The 25,680-nt window shown below is 64.2% G+C and carries 19 protein-coding genes; 14 read left to right on the forward strand and 5 right to left on the reverse strand.

The window, feature by feature from the left end; all coding sequences use genetic code 11:
• The first annotated feature begins 5 nt into the window (after positions 1-5).
• The 7 genes from HV765_RS00085 to HV765_RS00115 all read left to right on the forward strand — a co-directional run bounded on the left by HV765_RS00085 (position 6) and on the right by HV765_RS00115 (position 9,147).
• Complete coding sequence (locus HV765_RS00085; protein WP_175168393.1) at positions 6-1,685, forward strand: hydantoinase B/oxoprolinase family protein; 1,680 nt, start codon at positions 6-8, stop codon at positions 1,683-1,685.
• Positions 1,682-3,745 (forward strand): hydantoinase/oxoprolinase family protein, encoded by a 2,064-nt coding sequence (locus HV765_RS00090; RefSeq protein WP_175168394.1) that lies wholly within the window; start codon positions 1,682-1,684, stop codon positions 3,743-3,745. Before HV765_RS00085 ends, HV765_RS00090 begins: the two co-directional genes overlap by 4 nt.
• Positions 3,746-3,754: 9 nt before the next feature.
• Positions 3,755-4,363 (forward strand): cysteine hydrolase family protein, encoded by a 609-nt coding sequence (locus HV765_RS00095; RefSeq protein ID WP_054426041.1) that lies wholly within the window; start codon positions 3,755-3,757, stop codon positions 4,361-4,363.
• Positions 4,360-5,910: an FAD-dependent oxidoreductase gene (locus HV765_RS00100; protein ID WP_175168395.1), complete on the forward strand. Its 1,551-nt coding sequence runs from the start codon at positions 4,360-4,362 to the stop codon at positions 5,908-5,910. The genes HV765_RS00095 and HV765_RS00100 overlap by 4 nt, the downstream gene beginning before the upstream one ends.
• Entirely contained in the window at positions 5,907-6,767 is an 861-nt protein-coding gene (locus HV765_RS00105) for an isocitrate lyase/PEP mutase family protein (RefSeq protein WP_175168396.1), read from the forward strand. The genes HV765_RS00100 and HV765_RS00105 overlap by 4 nt, the downstream gene beginning before the upstream one ends.
• Positions 6,768-6,957: 190 nt before the next feature.
• Positions 6,958-8,691 carry a mechanosensitive ion channel family protein gene (locus HV765_RS00110; RefSeq protein ID WP_254600379.1) on the forward strand — a complete coding sequence of 578 codons (1,734 nt, stop codon included), beginning with the start codon at positions 6,958-6,960 and terminating at the stop codon, positions 8,689-8,691.
• A gap of 171 nt (positions 8,692-8,862) precedes the next feature.
• On the forward strand, positions 8,863-9,147 hold the full coding sequence (locus HV765_RS00115) for a hypothetical protein (protein WP_175168397.1): 285 nt from the start codon (positions 8,863-8,865) through the stop codon (positions 9,145-9,147).
• On the opposite strand, the gene HV765_RS00120 is transcribed toward HV765_RS00115, so the two are convergent.
• Complete coding sequence (locus tag HV765_RS00120; protein ID WP_175168398.1) at positions 9,140-10,867, reverse strand: SulP family inorganic anion transporter; 1,728 nt, start codon at positions 10,865-10,867, stop codon at positions 9,140-9,142. The genes HV765_RS00115 and HV765_RS00120 overlap by 8 nt on opposite strands.
• 341 nt (positions 10,868-11,208) lie before the next feature.
• Here HV765_RS00120 and aspT point away from each other — a divergent pair, with 341 nt between their 5' ends.
• Together aspT and HV765_RS00130 are read left to right on the forward strand one after the other, a co-directional pair.
• Positions 11,209-12,900, forward strand: coding sequence for an aspartate-alanine antiporter (gene aspT, locus HV765_RS00125; RefSeq protein WP_175168399.1), 1,692 nt, complete (start codon positions 11,209-11,211; stop codon positions 12,898-12,900).
• Positions 12,901-12,927: 27 nt separating this feature from the next.
• Positions 12,928-14,646, forward strand: coding sequence for a SulP family inorganic anion transporter (locus tag HV765_RS00130; protein WP_254600380.1), 1,719 nt, complete (start codon positions 12,928-12,930; stop codon positions 14,644-14,646).
• 88 nt (positions 14,647-14,734) lie between these two features.
• On the opposite strand, the gene HV765_RS00135 is transcribed toward HV765_RS00130, so the two are convergent.
• Entirely contained in the window at positions 14,735-15,355 is a 621-nt protein-coding gene (locus tag HV765_RS00135) for a chorismate--pyruvate lyase family protein (RefSeq protein WP_175168400.1), read from the reverse strand.
• 140 nt (positions 15,356-15,495) lie between these two features.
• On the opposite strand from HV765_RS00135, the gene HV765_RS00140 reads away from it, so the two are divergent.
• A complete protein-coding gene (locus tag HV765_RS00140; protein WP_054426027.1) occupies positions 15,496-16,227 on the forward strand; it encodes a pseudouridine synthase in 732 nt (243 codons plus the stop codon).
• A 68-nt stretch (positions 16,228-16,295) separates the two neighbouring features.
• Here HV765_RS00140 and HV765_RS00145 read toward each other — a convergent pair whose 3' ends face one another.
• Positions 16,296-17,201, reverse strand: coding sequence for a LysR family transcriptional regulator (locus HV765_RS00145; protein ID WP_054426024.1), 906 nt, complete (start codon positions 17,199-17,201; stop codon positions 16,296-16,298).
• A gap of 278 nt (positions 17,202-17,479) precedes the next feature.
• Here HV765_RS00145 and HV765_RS00150 point away from each other — a divergent pair, with 278 nt between their 5' ends.
• The 3 genes from HV765_RS00150 to adeC are packed head-to-tail and all read left to right on the forward strand — an operon-like array spanning position 17,480 to position 23,510.
• Positions 17,480-18,673: an efflux RND transporter periplasmic adaptor subunit gene (locus HV765_RS00150; protein ID WP_156336856.1), complete on the forward strand. Its 1,194-nt coding sequence runs from the start codon at positions 17,480-17,482 to the stop codon at positions 18,671-18,673.
• A gap of 14 nt (positions 18,674-18,687) precedes the next feature.
• A complete protein-coding gene (locus HV765_RS00155; RefSeq protein WP_175168401.1) occupies positions 18,688-21,867 on the forward strand; it encodes an efflux RND transporter permease subunit in 3,180 nt (1,059 codons plus the stop codon).
• Positions 21,867-23,510: an AdeC/AdeK/OprM family multidrug efflux complex outer membrane factor gene (adeC, locus tag HV765_RS00160; protein ID WP_276529707.1), complete on the forward strand. Its 1,644-nt coding sequence runs from the start codon at positions 21,867-21,869 to the stop codon at positions 23,508-23,510. Before HV765_RS00155 ends, adeC begins: the two co-directional genes overlap by 1 nt.
• Positions 23,511-23,600: 90 nt before the next feature.
• Here the strand turns inward: adeC and HV765_RS00165 are convergent, their stop codons facing one another.
• Both HV765_RS00165 and HV765_RS00170 read right to left on the reverse strand, forming a co-directional pair.
• A complete protein-coding gene (locus HV765_RS00165; protein ID WP_175168402.1) occupies positions 23,601-23,852 on the reverse strand; it encodes a GlsB/YeaQ/YmgE family stress response membrane protein in 252 nt (83 codons plus the stop codon).
• A 111-nt stretch (positions 23,853-23,963) separates the two neighbouring features.
• The gene (locus tag HV765_RS00170) at positions 23,964-24,578 is read right to left on the reverse strand and encodes an SCO family protein (protein WP_054426016.1); all 615 of its coding nucleotides are present in this window, start codon (positions 24,576-24,578) and stop codon (positions 23,964-23,966) included.
• Positions 24,579-24,883: 305 nt separating this feature from the next.
• Between HV765_RS00170 and HV765_RS00175 the strand changes: the two genes are divergently transcribed.
• The gene (locus tag HV765_RS00175; protein WP_175169439.1) at positions 24,884-25,636 is read left to right on the forward strand and encodes a class I SAM-dependent methyltransferase; all 753 of its coding nucleotides are present in this window, start codon (positions 24,884-24,886) and stop codon (positions 25,634-25,636) included.
• Positions 25,637-25,680 lie beyond the last annotated feature (44 nt).

The following is a 25,680-nucleotide window of genomic DNA, read 5'->3' on the forward strand; positions in this document are numbered from 1 at the left end:
ACACCATGCTTGATCCCGTCACCCTGGCGGTCCTGAAGGGCCGTCTGGAACAGATTGCCGATGAGATGGACGCGACGCTGTACCGCAGCGCGTTCAACCCCATCATTGCCGAGGCCCACGACGCCTGCCACGGTATGTACGACGCGGCCACGGGCGCCACCCTGATCCAGGGCAAGTCTGGCTTGCCCGTCTTCGTGGGCGCGATGGCCTTCGCTGTGAAGGCCGCCGCCAAGGTGGCGGCCGAGCGCGGCGGCATGGTGGAAGGAGACGTCTGGCTGTTCAACGACCCCTACGAAGGCGGCACGCACGCCAATGATTTCAAGCTGGTGCGCCCGGTGTTCCGTGGCGGCCAGCTGTTCTGCTTTCTGGCGTCCGCCGCGCATTGGCACGATGTGGGCGGCGCGGTGCCGGGCAACTACAACCCGGCGGCCACCGAATGCTGGCAGGAAGCCGTGCAGATTCCGCCGGTGCGCATCGTGCGCGCGGGCATCCTGGACCTGGACGTGCTGGCCATCCTGAAAGCCAACACGCGCTTGCCCGACAGCCTGTGGGGCGACCTGAATGGCCAGCTGGCCGCGCTGGAATTGGGCGCCGGCCGCTTGGATGGCCTGCTGGATGAGTACGGCGACGCCATCGTGCTGGAATCCCTGGACACCTTGCGCGAGCGCGCGCGCCGCTTGATGCGTGACCACATCGCGCAGCTGCCCGACGGCGAATACGCGTTCGAGGACATGCTGGACAACGACGGCGTGCGCGACGTGGCGCTGCGCATCGCGCTCACGCTGAAGATCGCGGGCGACCGGCTGACGCTGGATTTCACCGGCACGTCGCCCGCCTGCGCGGGCCCCGTCAATATTTCGCGCGCCACCGCCATCGCCGCGTGCTACGTGGCGCTGAAGCACCTGTTCCCGGATGTGCCGGCCAATGCGGGCGTGCTGGACGCGGTGGACGTGGTGTTGCCCGATGGCCTGGTCATCTCGGCCGACCGGCCGCGTCCGGTGGGCGGCTATACCGAAACCATTCTGCGCATGATCGACGTGATCTTCTGCGCGATGGCGCAAGCCGCGCCCGAACGCGCCATGGCGCAGGCTTACGGCACGATCAACGCGCTATCCATTGCCGGCTATCGCAGCGATGCGGCACGCAAGGGCCAGCGCTGGGTGATGTTCAGTTTCTTTGGCGGCGGCCACGGCGGCCATTCCGATGGCGATGGCCTGAGCCACGGCAACGCGCCGATCTCCACCGCCACCATTCCGCCGCTGGAAATCCTTGAGGCCGCCTATCCCGTGCGCTTCACGCAATGGGCGTTGCGGCCGGACTCGGCGGGCGACGGGGCGCATCGCGGCGGCTTGGGCGCCATCTACGAAATTGAATTGTTGGAAGACAGCGCCGAGGCGTTCATATTTGGTGAGCGCGGGCGCAGCGCGCCCAAGGGCATCGCGGGCGGCGGCCAGGCCGCGCTGAACGTTTTCCGCTATCAGCAGGACGGGCAATGGCGCACGCCGCCCATGAGTTCAAAAATGCTGGGCATCCAGTTGCAGCGCGGCGACCGCGTGCGGCTGGAGACGCCGGGCGGGGGCGGGTATGGCGACCCCGCCGGCCGCAGCACGACGGCGCGTGAGCATGATCGCAAGATGGGCTATGTGGGCGATATCGCCAACAACAAGAAGGAGCAGTTGGCATGAGCGCGGCAGATCAAACACCCACTCAAGGATTGGTCGTCGGCGTGGACGTGGGCGGCACGTTTACGGACCTGTTCGTGCTGGACGAGGCCGGCGGCACGGCGCGTGTCGTCAAGGTGCCGTCCACGCGCGGCGAAGAAGCGCGCGGCTTCATGAACGGCATTGCCCGCGTGGCGGATGGCGCGGGCGCCATCGCCACCATCGTGCACGGCACCACCGTTGGCACCAACGCGCTGCTGGAGCGCAAAGTGGCGCGCACCGGCATCATCACCACGGCGGGCTTTCGCGATGTGCTGGAAATGCGCCGCCGCGATCGTCCTCAAACCTGGGGCCTGCGCGGCAACTACGAGCCGGTGGTTCCGCGTGACCTGCGCTTGGAAGTCAGCGAGCGCGTGCTGGCCGACGGCACGGTGCATACGCCGGTGGACCTGGACCAGGTCGAGGCGGCGGCGCGGTCGTTGCTGGAGCAGGGCTGCGAAGCGGTGTGCGTGTTCTTCGTGAATGCGTATGCGAACCCGGTTAACGAAGCGCAGGCCGTGGCCCGGGTGCGGGCGATCTGGCCGAACAGCCATGTCACCGCGGCGACTGAAGTGCTGCCCGAAATCCGCGAATTTGAACGTTGCTCCACCGCCGTGCTGAACGCCGCGTTGCAGCCGGTGGTGGGCAGCTATCTGACCCGTCTGGAATCCGACCTGCGCGAGCACGGCTTCGAAGGTGAACTGCTGGTGGTGCAGAGCAACGGCGGCGTGATGTCGCGGCAGACGGCGTGCGATGTGCCGGTGCGCACCGCGCTGTCAGGGCCGGCGGCGGGCGTGATCGCCTGCGCGGCGATTGCGCGCGCGTCTGGCTTTCCCAACGTCGTCACCGGGGATATGGGCGGCACGTCATTCGATGTGTCGCTGGTGGCGGGCGGCGAAGCCTCGTTGTCGGCGCAAACCGTGATCGACTTCGGCATGGTCGTGCGCGCGCCGATGATCCAGATCGAAACCATCGGCGCGGGCGGCGGCTCGATTGCCAGCGTGGATGCGGGCGGCCTGTTGCAGGTCGGCCCAGAATCCGCGGGCAGCAACCCCGGCCCGGCTTGCTATGGCCGGGGCAACACCCGCCCCACCGTCACCGACGCCAACGTGCTGCTCGGCCGCATTTCGGCAGACCGCCCGCTGGGTGGCGGCCTGTTGGCGACGATGAACGTGGCGCTGGCGCGCGCCGCCATCGACGAGCACGTCGCCAAACCCCTGGGCCTGGACGTACACGCCGCAGCCGAGGCCATCCTGACGGTGGCCAACGCCAAGATGGCGGGCGCCATTCGCGTGGTGTCGATTGAACGCGGGCACGATCCGCGCAAGTTCGCCTACATGCCGTTCGGCGGCGGCGGCGCGCTGCACGTGTGCGCCATGATGAATGAAGTCGACGCCGCCCACGGCATCGTGCCGCGCTACCCGGGCGTGACGTCTGCGCTGGGTTGCGTCATGGCCGACATGCGGCACGACGGCGTGCAGACGCTGAACACGGCGCTGGATGCGCTGGATACCGAGGATCTGGTCGCGCGCATCGATGGCTTGGCGGCGGCTTGCCAGGAACGGTTGGACTCGGCAGGCGTGGCCTTTGAAGGCATCCGTGAAAGCATCGAGCTGGACATGCTGTACGTCGGCCAAAGCCACACCGTGCGCGTGGAGGTCACGCGCGATGCATTGACACGCCCGGGCATTGCGGCCGCCTTCGAACGCGCCTACCGCGCGGCGTTTGGCCGAACCTTGAGCGGCATTGCCGTGCGCATTCTGAACCTGCGCTATGCCCGCATCGGCCAGCGTCCCAAGTTTGACCTGTCGCTGCTGGCGCCGACCTGCCAGGACATGCCCGCAGCGCTGGGTACGCAACACGTCTTTCACGCTGGGCAATGGCGCGACGCCGTGCGCTATGCGCGCCTGGACTTGCCGGTAGGCGCCGAGGTGCCGGGCCCCGCCATTCTTGAGCAGCCGGACACCACCATCTGGATCGAACCCGGCTTTGCCGGCCGCGTCGATGCGCTGGGCAATCTGTTGATCAGCCGTCAAGACGCCTAGGAGACCACCATGCATCCCTTGGACCCTCGCACGACGGCATTGCTCATCGTCGATCTGCAAAACGATTTTCTGACGCCGGGCGGCGCGTATGACCGGGGCGGCGCCGTCAGCCGCGAGGCGCGCGCCTTGCCAGCCCGCGTGGCGCCGGTTGCCCGCGCGGTCAAGGCGCATGGCGGCTTGGTGGCCGCCAGCCTGTTCACCTTGTGGCCTGATGCGCATGGCGAACCCATGATCTCGCCGCATCTGAAGCAATTACGCCCGTTCCTCGCGAAAGGCGATTTCGCCGCAGGGTCGCGCGGTCAGGCCAACGTGGCCGAGCTGGACGGGCTGGTGGACGTGTCGGTCTGGAAGGTGGCGTATTCGGCGTTCTTCAATACGCAGCTGGACTGGGTGCTGCGCCGCGCGGGTGTGTCCAGCGTGGTCATCGCCGGCATCGTCACCAACGGTGGCGTGGCCAGCACGGCGCGCGATGCTCACATGCGCGACTATCACGTGACGGTGCTGGCCGACGGCTGCGCCGCGCCCACGCCTGCCATGCACGATGCCGCGCTGGCTGACTTGCGCACGGTGGCCGACATCACCACCTGCCAGGGCTTTCTGGACCGGCTGGCAGGATGAGCGCACCCGTCGTCAAACAGGGCAAGCCAGACGCCGCGGCCCACGCGGACGCCATGCATGTGCCCGTGCTCATCATCGGCGCGGGCGCTTGCGGGCTGACCGCCGCGTTGCGGCTGGCGGAAGCTGGCATTGAAACGGTATTGATCGAGCGCGACGCCACGCCCAGCGGGTCGACGGCGCTGTCGTCGGGCTTCATTCCGGCGGCGGGTTCCGCCGTGCAGCGCGCGGCCGGCATCGATGATGACGCCGCGCGCTTTGCGGCCGACATCCAGGCCAAGGCGCACGGCACGGCCGCGCCGCATCTGGTGGCTGCCTACACCGGCGCTGCCGCCGCGGCCATGGACGCGCTGGCGCGCCATGGTTTGGCGTTCGACGTGCTGGACGGCTTTCTCTACCCTGGCCATTCCGCGCGCCGTATGCACACGTTGCCGGAACGCACCGGCCAGGCGCTGGTGGCCGCGCTGGAACGCGCCGCGACCACGGCGGGCGCGATGTTGCTGGCGCGAGCACTCGCCCGCGACATCTGGGTCGATGACGACGGCCGCGTGACCGCTGTCGGATGCGAACGGCCCGATGGCTCGATGGATGTGATCGGCTGCGACGTGCTGCTGCTGGCCTGCAATGGCTTTGGCGGCAACACGGCCATGGTGGCCGAGCATCTGCCCGCCATGCGCGAGGCCGTCTACGGCGGCCATGTCGGTAACGACGGCAGCGCCATCGCATGGGGCAGGCAGTTGGGCGCACGGCTGGCGGATTTGGGCGGCTACCAGGGGCATGGTTCCTGGGCAACGCCGCAAGGGGCGCTGATCTCGTGGGCCGTGATGATGGACGGCGGCGTACAGATCAACGCGCGCGGCCAGCGCTTTCATGACGAGACGCACGGCTATTCCGAAGCCGCCGTCCACGTGCTGTCGCAGCCGGGCGGTGTGGCCTGGAATGTGTTCGACGACCGCACCCTGGCGTTGGCGCGCGGTTTTCCGGATTTCGTTGCGGCCGAAGCGGGCCACGCCGTCAAGACGTGCGCCGGCCTGCCAGAACTGGCCGCGCTGATCGGATGCGACGTGGAGACATTGCGTCGAACCTTGGAAGGGGTCCGTCCGAATGCAACGGATTCCGACCCGGGCTTGGGCATTGACTCGGGCGTTGACTCGGGCATTGACTCGGGCATTAACTCGGGCATTAACTCGGGCAATGGGTCGGGCAGCGGTTCGGGCAGCGGTTCGGGCAGTGACCCGAACCCTGACCCACACAGCCGCCGTTTTGAACGCAGCCTGCAAGCGCCGTATCACGCCATCAAGGTCACGGGCGCGCTGTTCCATACGCAAGGCGGGCTGGATATTGATGCGCAATGCCGTGTGCTGAATCACGACGGCCAACCGCTGCCCAACCTGCTGGCCGCGGGCGGCGCGGCGCGCGGCGTGTCGGGCAACGACGTGTCGGGCTATCTGTCCGGCAACGGACTGCTTAGTGCCGTGGCGGGCGGCCATATTGCCGCCGCCACCGCGGCCGCGCTGCTTCACCGCACGCTTGTACAGGAATCTTCATGATGCAACCTTTGAACGCGCACTTGGCCACGGGCGCCGTGTTGGCGCCCGGCGTCTACGACCCCTTGTCGGCATTGATCGCCGAGCAGGCAGGCTTTTCCGCGCTGTATTTGTCGGGCGCGTCAATCGCCTACACCCGGCTGGGACGCTCGGACATCGGGCTGACCACCTATTCGGAAGTTGAAGACACGCTGGCCCGCATCACCGAACGCGTGGTCACGCCGGTCATCGTGGACGCCGACACGGGCTTCGGCAACGCGTTGAACACGCAACGCACGGTGCGCGGTTTCGAACGCGCGGGCGCCGCGATGATCCAGCTGGAAGACCAGACGTTTCCCAAACGGTGCGGCCATCTGGACGGCAAGACGGTGATCCCCGCCTCTGAGATGTGCGGCAAACTGCGCGCGGCGGTGGATGCGCGGGTGTCGTCGTCCACGTTGATCCTGGCGCGCACCGATGCGCTGGCCGTCGACGGATTGAACGCCGCGTTGGACCGGGCCGAATCCTATCTGGAAGCGGGCGCCGACGCGTTGTTCATCGAAGCCTTGCGCACCCCAGAACAGATGCAGGCGGCCTGCGCCCGCTTTGCCTCCCGCGTGCCGCTATTGGCCAACATGGTCGAAGGCGGCAAGACGCCAGTCCAGAGCGCCGACGCATTGACCGCGCTGGGCTTTCGCATCGTCATCTTCCCGGGCGGCACGGCACGCGCCGTGGCGCACACCTTGCAGGGCTATTACGGCAGCCTGCTCCAGCACGGCACGACGGCGCCGTGGAAGGATCAGATGCTGGATTTCGACGGCTTGAACGCCGTGATCGGCACGCCGGAATTGCTGGAGCAAGGGCGGCGTTACGAAGGGTAGGCAGGCAAGGGTACGACTGCACCCCTTGGTGTCCCGCCCCGGTATCAGCCGCAGTGCGGTCTTATTCCTGATGGCCTAAGCGCGCTGCCTTGTTGATGTCGAAGGCGCCAGCATTTCGCTCGCGCCTTCGCCCGCGGCATGCTCAGAAATTCGTCGCAGGCAATGCATTTCGCCGATCAACGGCGCTAACATGGATTCGCTGCGACCACTCGGCCAACTATTGTGCTGGCCGGGCAAGCGCTGTCTGTGCTGGACGAAGACGGCGGTATCGGCACGAGGGGGCAAAATGACTAGAAGAATTCGGGTCTCCATCCTTGCTGTGTTGCTGCTGATCTTGACGCCCGCGCTTTGTGCCGCGGCGGACGACGCGCGTTCGGAAGCGGCGTCGCTTGAACTGGCGTTGGAGACGGCGCCGGTCGAGATCGACGGGCAAGTGCTGTTCAAAGTCCGGGGGCTGTCCTCTTTTCCTGCCGGTAAGCGCGCCGAGGCCATCACCGAGCGTATCAAGAACGCGGCGGCGGATGCCTCGTTGGCAAGCGCCGATCTCCGAACCGACACCGTTGGGAACGGGACGGTGATCATGGCGGGCAAGAACCCGTTGATCATTGTGAGCGACGCGGACGCCCAGCTTGAACAGACCACCCGCGACAATCTTGCGGCGTTGCACTTGCTGCGAATCAAACAAGCCATTGACGAATTCCGGGCGGCGCGCCGAGCCGACACGTTGCTCAAGGCTGGCCTTTACTGCGCCGGGGCTACGGTCCTGCTGGCGCTGGTCATTGCCGTGCTGCTCTTGCTTAACCGGTGGCTGGACAAGGCGGTATCCAAGCTGTTGAAGAGTCGTGTCAAGGCGGTCGATATCCAGTCTTTTGAGATTCTGCGTTCAGACACCATTTGGAAGGCATTGCACGGCCTGGTGCTGGCGATTGGTGTCGTGACCGTGGTGGCATCGGTGTATGTGTACCTGCAATACGTGCTTGCGCTCTTTCCCTGGACCCGGTCCCTGTCCAACGGCCTGTTGAACGTGGCCACTGACACCGCCGAGAATCTGGGGAAATCCGCGGCGGCAGTGATCCCGGACATTCTTATCCTTGTCCTCATCTTCTACCTGGCACGGTTTGCCCTGCGGCGGGTCAGGCATTTCTTCGATGCGGTTGAGCACAAGCGGGTGACGTTTGCGCAGTTCGAGCCGGAATGGGGCATGCCCACGTACAAGCTGGTCCGGGTGCTGATTCTGGCCTTCGCGTTCATCGTCGCGTACCCCTATATCCCCGGCTCTGAAACGGCGGCGTTCAAGGGCATTTCGATATTCATTGGCCTGGTCATATCGCTGGGCTCATCGACGGCGATTTCGAACTTTATCGCCGGCTATCTGATGACGTATCGACGGGTGTTCAAGGTGGGGGACCGGGTCAAAGTGGGTGACGTGATCGGCGAGGTCGTCTCCGTTCGCCTTCAGGTGACCCATATTCGGACGAACAAGAACGAGGAAATCACAATTCCGAATTCCCAGATCCTGAACAGTGACGTCACCAACTACAGTTCGCTGGCCAGCACCCAAGGGCTGATTCTTCACACCACGGTCGGCATCGGCTATGAGACCCCGTGGCGTCAGGTGGAAGCCATGTTGTGCGCCGCGGCTGAGCGGACGGCGGTCGTGCTTACCGATCCCAAGCCCTTCATCCTGCTGACCAAATTAGGAGACTTTGCGGTTACCTATGAACTGAATGTGTATGTCCGCGATACGCAGAGAATTGCCAAGATCTATGCAGATCTGCACCGCCATATCCTGGATGTTTTCAACGAATACGGCGTGCAAATCATGACCCCCGCCTACGAAGGAGATCCCGACGTGCCGAAGGTGGTGGCGCCGGAACAGTGGTATTCGGCGCCGGCGGCGCCGGATAAGAGCACCGAACGCTAAACGATGAACCGTCACCATCAGGCGTGTTCTGCGGTGGCCGCTCGCGGTGGTTGATCCTTGTCAATAATTTGACCAGTCAGGCTGTATTCGCCGCGCACACGTTCGTGCGGGGTCGATAAAATTCAGTTAAGCCGTCAGAAGTAGGCACGCGATGTCTGGGAGCGAGACACCATGATCGAAATGAGAGCGATCCCGCCTAATGAGTACGTCAAGCTGATTAATAGCCTTAATGGGCAGGCGCATCCTGGCCGTGGTCGACGTCTGGTCACCTACACGGTCACCGGGATGAACCTGGACCAGCGCACGCACCTCAATATTCCCCGCAACGCGCTGTCTGCGTCAGCGTCGTCAATTATTGAGTTGCGGCAGCGTGGCGTATTCTGTTTTCCCATCCTTGCCCCGCTTGATGAGGACCGCCCCGTTGCCTCCAAAACGCGAATGCGAAAGCTCAGCTAGTGATGCCGGTTGTCGGCGAAGGGCGTTGCAGCAAGGTGTCCTGGTACTGGTTAACCGCCCCTTCAATCGTTTGAAACAGACGGTCTGCGCCGAGCGTTTCGCCCAGCGGTGACCGCCTGACCGTTGCAAGCACGCCGGGGGTCAGGTTCGCCAGCCACAGCGAGACGCCGTCGCGGCTCAGTCGGCTCTCCGCCTCGCTCATCCTCTTCAGCGCGGTGTATTCGATATCGAACACACTGCCCATATCCAGCACGACGACGTTGGGCCGCGTCGTGGCGATCCACTGCGTGATCTTCCGGCCGATGTTGTCTGCATTCGCAAAGAATATGCGTCCCTCGGGCCGAAGCAGCAGAAGGCCTGCAAGCGCCTCATCGTCGGGGTGATCGGGGGACGCAGGCCGGTACAGGTTCGTGTGCGGCTTGCGCAGCAGCCGGTGCAGGGGAGGGTTGGACACTTGATGGGCCAGGGCGGCCAGCGACACGATGATGGCCACCAGAATGCCTTGCAGCGTGCCAAGCAGCACCACCCCGGCCAGTGCAACCAGCGCCCAAACCAGCTCGGTGCGCCGCACCTTGGCAATCGCTTTGAACTCAGCCGGATTGAACAGGCCAACCGAATACATGATGACGACCGCCGCCAAGGTGGTGTGCGGCATCATGCCAATCAAGGGGGCCAATAGCAGCATGACTCCCAGCGTGACGGCGGCCGTGACGCAACCGGCTGCTTGCGTGCAGGCGCCGGCGCGCCGATTCACTGCGGTTTGGCTGGTGCCGCCGCCCGCAGGCATGGCGCCGAAGAGGGCGCCGCCTACATTCGAAAAGCCCGTGGCGATCAATTCCCGATTGGCGTTTGGCAAGGCCTCGCCCACTTTCGCAAAGGCGCGTCCGGCGGCGATCGTCTCGGTGAAACTCATCAACGCAATGCCAAGCGCCATGGGCCAGAGCTGACCGATCAACGCGGCGTCCGGCAGGGTCAACGACGGTAAGCCCGTGGGTACCGCGCCCACCGTCTGCACGCCAAGATCACTCAGGCCGAACAGGCTGGCGGCCGCGATGGCGATGGCGACGGTCACCAGCGGCGCAGGGACGCGCGGCATGCCGCGTTCAAGCACAAGGAGCAGGACCAACGTGATGGCGCCGACGGCGGCTGTGGCGATTGAGAGGTGCGGAAGCCCTTGCAGAATGGACAGTGCGTTTGATAGAAACGAGCCCTTCGGGAAGTGGATGCCGAGCAGCTTGGGCACCTGATCAACCACGATGACAATCGCAATGCCCGCCTTGAATCCGGTCAATACGGGCTCGGAAATAAAGTTGGCCAGGTATCCCAACCGAAAGAGCGACGCCGCGATCAGCACGATGCCCACCAGCAGCGCAAGCGTCGCGGTCGCAATCAGAAGTTGAGCGGGCTCTCCTCCAGGCACGGCGCGATCCAGCGCGGTTGCGGTAAGAATGGCCAGCGTGGTGGTGGTGCTGACACTGAGCGGCCGGGACGTGCCAAGGAAGGCATACACGATCATCGGCACGAACGCGGTATAGAGCCCCACCTGCACCGGTAAGCCTGCAACGGTGGCATAGGCAAGGGACTTGGGAATGACTACGGCTGCCGCCGTCAGCCCCGCCGTGACGTCCTTCACCATCCACTGCTTGTCGTAATGGCGTAACCATTCAGGCAGGGCAAGGTGCGGCCGGCGTCCAGATTTTCCCGGCGCTTCGATTTTCATGGCGGGCCTCCGGGAGCCACCACCTGATGCTGCCGATGCTGGCAGCTGAATTTGATTGTGATCCCGGGCAACGTGTGACGTCCATGATGATCCCGGCGAAAAGGCGTAAGAATCGAACCGGCGCGTTCAAGCTCGCTGTCGCATTCGGCTTGGCGTGATGACGATTCATCGCGTTCTTCGTTTGCGGGGACTGACGGTATTTTGCCGAAATTAGCATGGACTTTGCGCTTGATCGGTAGCAACAATGCATCACATATCCGCGCGCGCAGCCGGAGGACGCCAGCACCCAGGTGCGCGCCGCATCCACGATCCAGAACGTCGACTTTCGAGGGCCGAACGCCATGGACTTCCTAAGCAACATGCTGCAGCGCTATCCCGAGCTAGCCGTCTTCCTTGCAATCGGACTGGGCTATTGGGTCGGTGGATTCAAGGTTCGCGGTGTGGGCTTCGGGCCGGTGACCGGGTCCTTGCTCGCGGGGCTGCTGATTGGCTACTTCGTCCGTGTGCCGGTGTCCGACACCGCCAAGCAGGTGCTGTTCCTGATGTTCATGTTCGGCATTGGCTACTCCGTGGGCCCAAGCTTTTTTCGAGGCATGAAGGACGGCGGATGGCGGTGGGTGGTGATTGGCATTGTGGTGCCGGTTGCGGGCTTGCTCACGGCATGGGGGCTGGCGGTCTTGCTAAAGCTCGAGGTCGGGTATGCCGTTGGCCTGCTATCAGGCGGGCTGACGGAATCGCCAGCGATTGGCACAGGCAGCGAAGCGATCCGGAATCTTCCCATCAGCGTCGAGGAGAAAGACCGGCTGATCAGCCAAATCGCCGTGGCCGATGCGCTGTGCTACATCTTTGGCACGTTCGGCGTCATCTGGTTCTGCTCGAGTTTGGGGCCAAAGTTATTGGGCTTGGATCTGAAGGCCGAAGGCGCCAAGCTTGAGTTGGTCTATGGAATTCAGCGGCAGAAAGCTGGCGTGACTTCCGCGTGGCGCAAGTTCGACTTGCGCGCCTATCGCTTTCAGTCTGATCACCCCGCGGTGGGCCAAACCGTCGCCTGGGTTGAATCGCTGTACGCCCCGGAGCGCGTGTTCGTGGAACGCATCCGGCGCGACGGCTCCCTTCTGTTGGCCGCGCCCGATACCGTCTTGCTCGCGGGGGATATCGTTGCCGTCTCTGGCAAAAGCGACGTGATCATCAAGCTGTTGGACGGCAACGCCGTCGAAGAACCCGACCGGGAACTGCGCGACATTCCAAGCGCGGTGTTCGATGTCGTGCTGTCTGACTCGCGGCTGTTCGGCAAGACGGTCGCTCAGGTTGCGGAGCAAGCCGAGGAAGTGCGCGGCGTGTTTCTGCGCAGAATCCGGCGCGATGGCGTAGAAATACCGGTGGGTTCCGGCACGGTGCTTCAGCGTGGTGACGTGCTCAGCATTGTTGGGCTTGAGCCTGCCGTTGAACGCGTGGCCGCGCGTATCGGCAGCGTGGTGCGGGATATGGATTCCACGGATTTTGTTGCGTTGGGTTTTGGAATTTTCATCGGCGCGGTGGTTGGGACGTCGCTTGTGCTGCCGATTGGCAGCATGCATATCGCCATTGGAAGCAGTGTGGGCACGCTGATCCTGGGCTTGTTGGTGGGCTGGCGGAATTCGGCGAAGCCTTTGTTTGGCCGCATCTCGCATGGCGCGCTTGAGTTCATGAAGTCGATCGGCTTGGCCGGTTTCGTGGCCATGATCGGTTTGAAGGCAGGCCCGGTCTTTGTCGATGCCCTGCGCGAAGTCGGGCTGACCATATTCTTGGCGGGCATTGTGGTGACAATGGTTCCGCAATTCGTCGGATTGCTGGTGGGACGATATCTGCTTGGCCTGGAACCGCTTTTACTGCTGGGGGCGCTGGCCGGGGCGCAAACGATGACGGCCGGCCTGGCCGCGGTTCAGGAAAAATCGGATAGCCCGGTCGCCGTCATTGGTTACTCGGGCACCGTGGCGCTCGGGCATATTCTGCTGACCACGTGGGGAACGGTGATCGTTTGGCTGCTGGTTTGACGATCGTGCTTACCGGCCTGCGCCTTCATGCCTGCCACCATGCCCACGCCCGCCTCTGACGAGGGTCCGGCCCAGCGGTGGCTGCGCTGGCTGCCCGGGCTGGCCGTGTTGCGGTCCTATCAAGCGGCTTGGCTGCCGAGGGATCTGGCTGCCGGCCTGGCGTTGACGGCGATGCTGGTTCCTGTGGGCATTGCCTATGCCGAGGCGTCGGGCGTGCCGGGGGTCTATGGGCTGTACGCCACGATTGTGCCGTTGTTGGCCTATGCAATTTTTGGTCCGAGCCGCATTCTGGTGCTGGGGCCGGACTCCGCGCTCGCGGCGCCGATTCTGGCGGTGGTGCTGAGCGTGTCGGGCGGCGACCCCATGCGCGCGGTGGCCGCGGCCAGCCTGATGGCGATCATCGCCGGGCTGTTCTGCATCGTGTTGGGTCTGCTGCGGCTCGGGTTCATTACCGAGCTGCTGTCCAAGCCCATCCGCTATGGCTACATGAATGGCATTGCGCTGACGGTGCTGGTCAGCCAGTTGCCGAAGTTGTTCGCGATTCCGATTGAGGATGCCGGCCCATTGCAAGAACTGTGGCGGCTGGCGCAGGCGGTGGCCGATGGACAGGCCAACGGGTATGCCTTTGCGGTGGGGGCGGCCAGCTTGGCCGCGATCTTGCTGCTTAAGCGCTTTGACCGGGTGCCAGGCATTCTGATCGCCGTGATCCTGGCGACATTGGCCGTGAGCCTGCTGCGGCTGGACGTCCAGGGGGTAAAAGTGCTGGGCGAGATTCCGCAGGGGCTGCCGACATTCACGTGGCCATGGCTCAGCAATGCGGACTGGGCCACGATTGTGCTCGGCGGCTGCGCCGTGGCGATGATTTCGTTTGCGGATACCAGCGTGTTGTCGCGCACGTACGCCGCGCGCACGCACACGCGCGTCGACCCGAACCAGGAAATGGTGGGGCTGGGCATGGCCAACCTGGCGGCGGGTTTCTTCCAAGGGTTCCCCATCAGCAGCAGCGCGTCGCGCACGCCCGTGGCCGAGGCAGCAGGCGCGCGGACACAGCTGACAGGGGTGATCGGTGCGGCGGCCGTGGCGCTGTTGCTGGTGTTTGCGCCCAACCTGCTGCGCTATTTGCCCAGCAGCGCGCTGGCCGCCGTGGTGATCGCCGCCGCCCTCGGCCTGTTCGAGTTCAAGGACTTGCGGCGCATCTACCGCATCCAGCAATGGGAGTTCTGGCTGTCGATGTTGTGTTTTGCCGCTGTGGCGGTGTTCGGCGCCATACCCGGCATCGGCTTGGCCGTGGTCATCGCCGTCATCGAATTCCTGTGGGACGGCTGGCGGCCGCATTTTGCGGTGCTTGGGCGTGTGCCGAACTTGCGCGGCTACCACGACTTGAAGCGGTATCCGCATGCCGCGCTGATCGATGGGCTGGTGCTGTTCCGCTGGGACGCGCCGCTGTTCTTTGCGAATGCCGAGCTGTTTCAGCAACGGCTGCTGGAAGCCGTGCAGGCGTCACCCACGCCAGTGCGGCGCGTCGTGGTCGCGGCCGAGCCCGTCACAAGCGTCGACGTCACGTCGGCGGACATGTTGCGCGAGTTGAGCCAACATCTGGCAAAGGAAGGCGCCGCCCTGCATTTTGCCGAGATGAAAGACCCGGTCCGCGACAAGCTAAAACGTTTCGAGCTGACGGAGATTCTGGGCGACGACCACTTTCATCCCACGGTGGAAAGCGCCGTGGACAATTATCTGGGTCTATGACTTTTGGCCTATGACTTTCGGCTTGCCAATTTTCGGCCTGCCGATTTCAGACGACGACCCTCAGTCTGCGGCTCGTAGTCTGTAACCCTTACCGCGCCGTGCGTTGATGCGGCACCAGCGGCGGCGCCGGCTGATTGGCGATCAAGTCCCAGAACCCGGGCAGGAAGCACTCCGCCACCAGCAGCGGCTGGCCCTGGCGCCAGAAGACGGACCTGCGTGCCCAGACGCGGCCCGCGTCCTGCTCCCGGCGATCCGCCGGCAGCACATCGCGCGCCGTGGCGTAAAACGGCACGGGCGAGGCCAGGCGGCGGCACGCGAACGGTGAGCGGATGACGGTGCTGTCGTGATACAGCATGTCGGCCAGCGGCCGGGTCAGCAGGCGGCGCATGCCTTGCCAGGCGCCGTGCGAGGCGCGCAGCGGCGTCAGGCTGCGGGCGGGCACGGTGTCCACGCCGTTCACCGACATCAGCACTTCGCGTATCCATACCTGCGAGCCGGGGGCGATGCCCATGGCCAGCGCTTCGTCGCGGGGTGCGCCGTCGGCGTACTCGGCCAGCACGCGCAGGCGGACGTGGCCAACCTGGCGCAGGCCGGCGGTGAGTGCGCCCGGGCGGAACAGCCAGTGGCGCAGGGCAGGGGGCAGGACGGGCGGCGCGGCGGCCAGCCAGCCTGCGGCAAGAGGGGGGTGATGGGCTGCGGGTTTCATCATGGCTGCGTATTATGCCAAGCCCTGCTGGCGGCCTGCCTGCGTCGCAATGCCGCAGGCGGGGGCGCGGCGCTCAGCCGGCGCTTGACGTGCACATGCGGGCGGCCCATGCAGGTCACCCGCGTCCGCATACAATACCGCCCATGGAAAAAGTACGAATCTCCAAGCTCATGTCCGAGCGCGGACTCTGCTCGCGCCGCGAGGCCGACAGCTATATCGAACGCGGCTGGGTCCGCGTGGACGGCGTTGTGGTGTCCGAATTGGGCGCCAAGGCGTATCCCGATCAGGTCATCACGCTGGAGCGCGCCGCGCAGGCGCGCCAGACCTCGCGCGTCACCATCCTGATCAACAAGCCGGTGGGCTATGTGTCGGGCCAGGCGGAAAAAGGCTATACGCCCGCGGTGGCGCTCATTGATTCGCGCTCGCGCTTTGCTGGATGCCGGCATCCGCAACGCTTCGAGCGCGCGCATCTGGAAGGGCTGGCCGTGGCCGGCCGGCTGGATATTGATTCCCAGGGCCTGCTGGTGCTGACGCAAGATGGCCGCATCGCCAAGCATCTGATCGGTGAAGACTCCAGCGTCGACAAGGAATACCTGGTGCGCGTGCAGGGCGACTTGTCCGACCGTGGGCTGGCGCTGCTGAACCACGGCCTGTCGCTGGACGGCAAAGCGCTGAAACCCGCGCAGGTGCGTTGGCAGAATCACGACCAGCTGCGCTTTGTGCTGCGCGAAGGCAAAAAGCGCCAAATCCGCCGCATGTGCGAACTGGTTGGCCTGAAGGTCATAGGCTTGAAACGCGTGCGCATTGGCCGCGTGTCGCTGGGCGATCTTCCCCTGGGGCAGTGGCGCTATCTGCGCGACGACGAGGGATTTTGAATTGATCGGCCCCGTCGACAAGTGATGTCGGCGGTCAGTAGATTTTTCAATCTGTTTCCGCGACCCCGCTATTTCATGAAAGCGGGCGTATCCTTCGTTTGCCCGCCGCTGCCCAGACGCTCCATCAGAAATTCGATGAATATCCGGGTCTTGGCGGGTAGAAGCCGGGTTTCGGTGACCGCATAAACGGGAAACGGCCCCAGCTGCCAATCTGGCAGCACGCGCCGCAACTGCCCGGACTGCTGTTCGGCCGTCTGGCCGCCCACCAGCACCGCGATGCCCGCGCCCAGCATGGCCAGGCGCCGCGCCATGGCCACGCCGTTGACGGAAAACCGGTTGCCCGGCGTGAACTCGATGTGCTGGTCACCGCAGTTGAGCGGCCAGCGCGTGACGCGGCCGGCGCCTTCTGCGCGGAATTCGATGCACTCGTGGCGGGTCAAGTCACTGGGATGTTTGGGTTCCCCGTGCTTCTCCAGGTATTCGTGCGAGGCATACAGATGGGCGGGCAGCATGCCCAGCAGCCTTGCAATCTGCGTCGAGTCGGGCAGGTCGCCGATTTCGATCGAGATATCGCAAGTCTGGAACACGCGTGAAGCGTGGTCCGGATTGGCCAGATCCAGGAAAAACGTGACGTCGGGATAGCGGCGGGAGAACTCCATGAACGATTCAGCCAGGAAGTCCGTGCCGAAATCCGCGGGCATGTTCACCCGCAGCGGCCCGGCTGGCGTATCGACCAGCTTCTGCAATTCTTCATGGGCAATCTGCGCTTCGGCGACGATGCGCTGGCAGCGTTCAAAGTACAAGCGCCCGGCGTCGGTCAGTTCCACCTTGCGGGTGGTGCGGCTCAGCAATCGCAGGCCGACCGACCGTTCCAATTCGGCCACCTGGCGAGACAAGGTGGATTTCGGGACGCCCAATGTCGCGGCAGCACGGCTAAAACTATGCGTTTTGGCGACTTCGACGAAGAGTTCCATGCCTTGTAATCGTTTCATGGCGAGATTCTGTCATAGACCGGGTGCTCGGAATTGTCCCATAAATGGAATGATGTTTTCTTATTGCGCCCCTTTGTTTCTGGGGCGGGATAACTCAAAATGCGGGTTCCGCAATGCAGCAATGCGATAAAGCCCAGCCTGCGTGTTCAACGCGAATCCACCCAGTTGATGCACATGGTCCCGCACATCCGCGAGAGCGGACGCTGCGTGGGGGCCGACTATTTTTTTCGGGAATGCAATCTATGAATAAGAAAAGCGCTATGTGGCGCAGCGCGGCAGTTGTCACGCTGACGGCATCGGCTCTCACGCTGGCCGCTTGCGGCAAGAAGCAGGACGCGCCGCAGGCGGGCAAGCCGCAAGTTTCGGTGGTGACCCTGACGACGCAGCCCGTTTCGCTCACCACTGAATTGCCGGGCCGCACGTCCGCATTCCGCGTGGCTGAAGTCCGGCCCCAGGTGAACGGCATCGTTCAGAAGCGCCTGTTTACCGAAGGCGGCGAGGTCAAGGCCGGCGAACAGCTCTATCAGATCGATCCCGCGTTGTACCAAGCCAGCTTCGATAGCCAGAAGGCCGCATTGGCCCGCGCACAGGCGCAGCAGAAGACGGCTGCTTTGCTGGCCGAACGCTACAAGCCGCTGGTTGCCACCCGCGCCGTCAGCCAACAGACCTATGACAACGCCGTGGCCTCGCGCGACCAGGCCGCCGCCGACGTGCTGTCGGCCAAGGCCGCGCTGGACACCGCGCGTATCAACCTGGTTTACACCAAGGTGCTGTCGCCGATTGACGGCATCATCGGCCGTTCTTCCGTGACCGAAGGCGCGCTGGTTACGGCCAACCAGACGGGCGCTTTGGCTGCAGTGCAGCAAATTGACCCGATCTACGTTGACGTGACCCAGTCCAGCGTGCAGCTCTTGCGCTTGCAGGACGCCTTGGCCAGCGGCCAGTTGAAGCGGGCCGACGGCGAACAAGCCGCGCTGGTCACGCTGACCTTGGAAGACGGCTCGCAATACAAGCAGACCGGCAAGCTCCAGTTCTCGGAAGTGACCGTAGACCAGGGCACGGGTTCCATCACGCTGCGCGCGGTGTTCCCCAACCCGGATCGCCGTCTCTTGCCCGGCATGTTCGTGCGTGCCCGCCTAGCTGATGGCGTGGCCGCCGACGGCCTGCTGGTGCCGCAACGCGGTGTGACGCGCAACCAGCGCGGCCTGCCCACGGCGCTGGTCGTCAATGCCAAGAACCAGGTGGAACTGCGTGAACTGAAGACCGACCGCGCCATTGGCGACAAGTGGCTGGTCACCGACGGCCTGGCCGCGGGCGACAAGGTCATCGTGGAAGGTCTGCAAATGGTGCGTCCGGGCGTGGAAGTCGTTGCGACGGAAGCCGGCGCCAATGCGCAGCAGCCGCAAGCGGCGAATGCGGCTAACGCGGCGAACGCCGCGCCGGCCAAGCAGTAATCAGGGAGCCATGCATGGCAAAGTTTTTTATCGATAGGCCGGTTTTCGCCTGGGTGATCGCGATCGTGCTGATGATGGCCGGCGCGCTGTCCATCCTGCAATTGCCGGTCTCCCAGTACCCCAACATCGCGCCGCCCGCCATCGGCATCGCGGTGACCTACCCGGGCGCGTCCGCGCAGACCGTGCAGGACACCGTGGTGCAGGTGATCGAGCAGCAGATGAACGGTCTGGACGGCTTGCAGTACATCTCGTCGGAAAGCAACTCCGACGGCAGCATGTCCATCACGCTGACGTTCAAGCAAGGCAGCAACCCGGACACGGCGCAGGTGCAGGTGCAGAACAAGCTGGCGCTGGCGCAGCCGCTCTTGCCGCAGGAAGTGCAGCAGCAGGGCATCCGCGTCACCAAGGCCACGAAGAACTTCCTGATCGTGGCGGGCTTTGTGTCCACCGACGGCACGATGACCAAGGACGACTTGGCCGACTACGTCGCGTCGTACGTCCAGGACCCCATCAGCCGTACGCAGGGCGTGGGCGACTTCCAGCTGTTCGGCTCGCAGTACGCGATGCGCATCTGGCTGGACCCCGCCAAACTCGTGAACTACGGGCTGACCACGGTTGACGTGGTGGCGGCCATCAAGGAACAGAACGTGCAGGTGTCGTCCGGCCAGCTGGGCGGCCTGCCGTCCGTGCGCGGGCAGCAGCTGAACGCCACCATCATCGGGCCGTCGCGCCTGGAGAAGCCGGAAGATTTCGGCCGCATCCTGCTCAAGGTCAACACCGATGGTTCGCAAGTGCGCCTGGCCGATGTCTCGCGCATTGAACTGGGCGGCCAGACCTACGCCATCGACAGCTTCTACAACGGCAAGCCCGCCTCGGGCCTGGCCATCAAGCTGGCGCCGGGCGCAAACGCCTTGGACACGGCGCAGGCCGTGCGCGACACCATCAACAACTTGAAGCCGTACTTCCCGCCGGGCATGGACGTCGTGTATCCGTATGACACGACGCCGTTTGTCAGCCTGTCGATTCACGAAGTGTTCAAGACGCTGGTCGAGGCCATCATCCTGGTGTTCCTGGTGATGTACCTGTTCCTGCAGAACTTCCGCGCCACCATCATCCCCACGCTGGCCGTGCCGGTGGTGCTGCTGGGCACGTTCGGCGTGCTGGCCGCCTTCGGTTATTCCATCAACACCTTGACCATGTTCGGTATGGTGCTGGCCATTGGCCTCTTGGTGGACGATGCCATCGTGGTGGTGGAAAACGTTGAACGGGTGATGGCCGAAGAAGGGCTGACACCGAAGCAGGCAACCCGCAAGTCCATGAGCCAGATCACCGGCGCGCTGATCGGTATCGCCATGGTGCTGGCCGCCGTGTTCATCCCGATGGCGTTCTTTGGCGGTTCAACGGGCGTGATTTATCGCCAGTTCTCGATCACGATCGTGTCGTCGATGGTGCTGTCGGTGCTGGTGGCCATCGTCTTCACGCCGGCGTTGTGCGCGACGTTGCTCAAGCCCATTCCGAAGGGCCATCACGGCACGAAGCGGGGTTTCTTCGGCTGGTTCAACCGCACCTTCGAACGCAGCAGCAACGGCTACGCCAATAGCGTGGCGCGCGGGCTTAACCGCACCAAGCGTTTGATGGTGGTGTACCTGGCGCTGGTCATTGCAATGGGCTGGCTCTTCACGCGCATTCCCACGGCGTTCCTGCCGGCGGAAGACCAGGGCATTTTGTTCGCCCAGATCCAGACGCCTGCGGGCGCCACGGCGGAAGCGACCAAGGCCGTTATCGATGACGCCACCAAGTATCTGCTGACCGAAGAGAAGGACGCCGTGACCTCGGTGTTCGCCGTCAACGGTTTTAACTTCGGCGGCCGCGGCCAGAACGCGTCCATCCTGTTCATCAAGCTGCGAGACTGGGAAGAGCGGGGCGACGCCAAGCTGAAGGCCGGCGCCGTGGCGGCACGCGCCAACGCGCACTTCGGCAAGACCGAGCGCCGTGCGCAACTGTTCGTGGTGCCGCCGCCGTCCGTGATGGAACTGGGTAACGTCACCGGCTTTGACTTCCAACTGATGGACCGCGCAGGCGTGGGCCATGAAAAGCTGCTTGCCGCGCGCAATCAGCTGCTGGGCGAAGCCGCGAAGAGCCCGGTGCTGGTGGGCGTGCGCCCCAACGGCATTGAAGATGCGCCGCAGTACCAGCTGGATATCGACCGCGAAAAAGCGCGTGCGCTTGGTGTGGCCGTGTCGGACATCAATAGCACGCTGGCCACCGCGTGGGGCTCGTCGTACGTCAACGACTTCATCGACCGTGGCCGCGTGAAGAAGGTGTTTGCGCAGGGCGAGGCCTCGTCACGCATGCTGCCGGAAGACCTGAACAAATGGTATGTGCGCAACAGCGCGGGCGACATGGTGCCGTTCTCGGCGTTCTCGAAAGCGACGTGGAGCTTCGGCCCGCAAAAGCTGAACCGCTATAACGGCGTGCCGTCCTACAACATCCAGGGCCAGGCGGCGCCGGGTTATAGCTCGGGCGCGGCGATGGAAGAAATGGAAAAGCTGGCGGCCAAGCTGCCGGTGGGCGTGGGCTTTGAATGGACGGGCTTGTCGTTTGAAGAGCGCCTGTCGGGTTCGCAGGCGCCGGCCCTCTACGCCATTTCGCTGATCGTGGTGTTCCTGTGCCTGGCCGCGTTGTATGAAAGCTGGTCGATTCCGACGGCGGTCATGCTGGTGGTGCCGCTGGGGATTATCGGCGTGCTGCTGGCGACGTTGGCGCGCGGCTTGTCCAACGACGTGTACTTCCAGGTGGGGCTGCTCACCACAGTGGGGCTGGCGGCCAAAAACGCCATCCTGATTGTGGAGTTCGCCAAAGAGCACTTTGAATCCGGCGCGAGCCTGACGGAATCGGCGATTCACGCCGCCCGCCAGCGCCTGCGTCCGATTCTGATGACGTCCCTGGCGTTCATCCTGGGCGTGACGCCGCTGGCGATCTCGTCGGGTGCGGGGTCGGGCAGCCAGAACGCCATCGGCACCGGCGTGATCGGCGGCATGTTGACCGGCACCTTCCTGGCTATTTTCTTTGTCCCCGCGTTCTTTGTGATCATGCTGCGCATGTTCAAGGTGAAGCGCATGAGCGAGAACCTCGACAAGCACGACACCAGCGCCAATGGCTCGCAGGACGTGTCCGCGGAAGGACGACCGTAATGAAATTTCCGATGAGAACCTTGTTGTCTGTTTCTCTGGCGGCGGCCCTGGCGGGCTGCTCGCTGGCCCCGACCTACGAACGGCCCGACGCGCCGGTCGACGCCGCGTACCCCACCGGCCCGGCCTACAAGGCGGACGGTTCGCAGGCGGCGTTGGGGATGTCCACCGCCGATATCGGCTGGCGCGACTTCTTCAGCGATCCGCTCTTGCAGCAGCTGATTGAACTGTCGCTGGCGAACAACCGCGACTTGCGCGTGGCGGCCCTGAACGTGGAAGCGGCGCGTGCGCAGTACCGCATTCAGCGCGCCGACCTGATGCCCAGCGTGGGCATCGCCGGCCAGGAATCGGCCCAGCGCACGCCGGCGGACTTGTCCGCCAGCGGCCGCGCCACGACCAGCCATAGCTACCAGGTGGGCGCCGCCATGTCCGCCTGGGAACTGGACCTGTTCGGCCGTATCCGCAGCCTGAGCGACAAGGCGCTGGAATCCTATCTGGCGCTGGACGAAACCCGCACGGCCACGCAACTGACGCTGATTGCCGAAGTGGCTAACGCTTATCTGACGTTGCGCGCCGACCAGGAACTGCTGAGCCTGACGCGCGACACGTTGAAGAGCCAGGAAGATTCCTTCCAGCTGACGAAGCAAAGCTACGACCAGGGCCTGGCCACCGCACTGGACTTGAGCCAGGCGGAAGTGTCGCTGCGCACGGCCCAGCGCAACCTGTCGCAATACACGCGCCAGGCTGCGCAGGACCGCAATGCGTTGACGCTGCTGGTGGGCCAGCCCATGTCGCCCGAGATCACCGCCGCGCTGGATCAGGCCATGAAGCTGGACGACGGCATGCTGCCGACGACCTTGCCCGCCGGCCTGCCGTCTGACCTGCTGGCGCGCCGTCCGGACATCCGTGCGGCCGAGCATCAGTTGAAGGGCGCCAACGCCAACATCGGCGCGGCGCGCGCGGCGTTCTTCCCCACCATCAGCCTGACCGGCCAGGCGGGTACCGCCAGCGCCAGTCTGGGCGGCCTGTTCGACGGCGGTTCCGGCGCCTGGAGCTTCGTGCCCCAGATCACCGTGCCGATTTTCGCGGGCGGCTCGCTGCTGGCGGGTCTGGACCTGGCCAAGGTGCAGAAGAACATCCAGGTCGCGCAGTACGAGAAGTCCATCCAGACGGGGTTCCGCGAAGTGGCGGACGCGCTGGCCGGACGCGGTACGCTGGACGACCAGATTCAGGCGCAGCGCCTGTTGGTCAACGCCAACCAGCGCGCCTACGACGCGTCGGATCAGCGCTTCCGTCAGGGTATCGATGACTACCTGAGCGTGCTGGATTCCCAGCGTTCGCTGTACAGCGCGCAGCAGGCGCTGGTGGACACGCGCCTGGCCCGCTTGTCGAATCTGGTGACCTTGTACAAGGTGCTGGGCGGCGGCTGGACCGAGCGCACGGTGATGGCGCAGCAGTCAGCGGGGCAATCCGCAGCGCAACCCGTAGTTCAACCGGCAGCGCAACCCGCCGTTCAACCCGGAGTTCAACCGGCAGTTCAACCCGGAGTTCAACCGGCAGTTCAACCCGGAGTTCAACCGGCAGTTCAACCCGGAGCGCAGCCGGCAAGCCAGACGGCGCCGGCGGTGACGGGTTCCGGGTCTTAAGCGATATCCGCCGCACCCCGCGCGCCGGAATGCAAAACGGGCCGATCGAAAGATCGGCCCGTTTTTTTATTGCTTACCCGGCAGGAATCGTCAGGTGCGTTTCTTGGCGATCAGGCCCACCACGAACAGGACGATGATGGCGCCCACCACCGACGCGATCCAGCCGGCCGGTTCGCCCTGGGCGTACCAGCCCATCGACTGACCCAGAAAGCCAGCGACCACCGCGCCGACGATACCCAGAATGGTGGTCATGATGATCCCCATGTTCTGGTCTCCGGGCATGATGGCGCGGGCGATCAGGCCCACGATGAATCCGACGATGATCATGATGACAATGCTCATGCGCTTACTCCTTACCAGGGAAAAAGGGACGATGTGCAGTGATGATACTCATGCTCGGAATCGTTCGGCTGTAACAACTGGTGTGCGGGGGTTCGTTCTGAACGGCCTGGCTCAGGAGGTGATATCGATCAACTGGCGTACGTCTTTGGTCAGCGCTTCGATGCTGTCGGTGTCGGACGCCAAGAGGCGTGCGCGGCCGTCTTTGTCGAAAATATACACACCGCGGCTGTGCGTCACTTCGTACATGTCGGCGTCGTCACCCGGGCGGGGTTTTTCAATTTGATAGGCCACGCGGTAGCGGCGCGCCAGGTCGGCAATCTGCTTTTCGTCGCCCGTTACGCCAATGGCGCTGTTGTTGAACGCATTGACGTAGGCTTGCAGGATGTCGGGCGTGTCGCGGTGCGGGTCCACGCTGACGAACAGGATGCGCACGTCCTTGGCCTTGTCGCCCAGGTTTTGCAGCACGGCCGTCAATTGCGCCATGGTGGTCGGGCAGATGTCCGGGCAGCTGGCGTAGCCGAAAAACAGCAGCACCGTTTTGCCCTTTAAGTCGTCACTGCTGACGGTCTTGCCGCCCGCGCCGGGCAGCGAGAATTTCAGGTCGGGCAGGTGGCCCTTGACGTTGTAAAGCGTCCAGTCGACGTTTCGATCGCCGCAAGCCGCAAGCAGCACGCACAAGGCCAACAGCAGGCCGCGCCAGGCGCGGCCGGTAAGAAGGTGTCGCATGAGTCCAGGAGAGGCCGAAAGAGTTGTAGGAGCGATACGTCCAGGAACAAGCCCGGTCAAACCCGTTGATTCTACCTGCACGCGCCCGGCTGACTGGCGCCGGGCGGGCCTTAAGCGGTGTGGCGCGAGCCAGCTTCTTGTTCTGGCGCAAACATTCGTTGCGGGCGCACGGCCCCGGGCCATTTGTGAAGCTTTGTGGGGATAGTGTTCGAGAGGCGCGCAAAGTCATTCCATCGGCGTGGTGTGCAGTCTATATTCAGAGCCTTGTCCAGTAATACAGCTACAGGAAGGTCCTGAACGTGGATATGGCATCCGGCACGGCAATTCGTTATCCGTTGTTCCCGTATTACCCGGTAGTGGTCGATGTTCTGCGCAGCCGCAACGCCGATCGGGTGTTGGATGCGCCCTGCGGCACCGGCTGGCTGGGCGATATGTTGTCGGCCACCGGTACGCGCAAAACCGCCGTGGATGGCGTGGGCCTGTGGGAATTTCCGCCAGCATCGGCAGGCTATCAGTCGGTTACCGAACACGATCTGGACACCCCCTTGGCCGTCAGCACGGCCTATGATGCGGCCGTGTGTTGCGAGGCCATCCACCTGATGACCAACCCGGGCGTGCTGGTGCAAAGCCTGTACCGCGCGCTGCGGCCGGGCGGCACGCTGATCATCACCACACCCAATACGTGGTATCTGCGGTCACGGTTGCAGTTCCTGATGCGGGGGTTTCATTCTGGCTTTCGCCCCATGGTCGGGCGGCAGCGCGGCGAAGACTACATCACGTATTTCCCCTTCAGCTTTCCGCAACTGCACCTGCTGCTATCGCACTACGGCTTCACGGACATTACCTTGCACGAGGTCGACGAGCCCAAGCCCAAGCGGATGATCGAGCGTCTGCTGGCGATTCCTTCGCGCCTGTATAACCGGCGCCGGGTCAAGCGCGCCGAGAACGAAGACGTGCGCCATTTCTGGAAGCAGGCCGGGTCCGATCAGTCAGTGCATGGACGCTGGCTGGTGGTGTCGGCGCGCCGGCCGGACGAACCGGTTTCAGCGCAGGTATGAAAAAAGGCCCCCAGCAAACTGCTGGGGGCCTTTCACGATGGGGC

The organism is Achromobacter kerstersii, assembly GCF_902859595.1.
Classification (GTDB): domain Bacteria; phylum Pseudomonadota; class Gammaproteobacteria; order Burkholderiales; family Burkholderiaceae_B; genus Achromobacter; species Achromobacter kerstersii.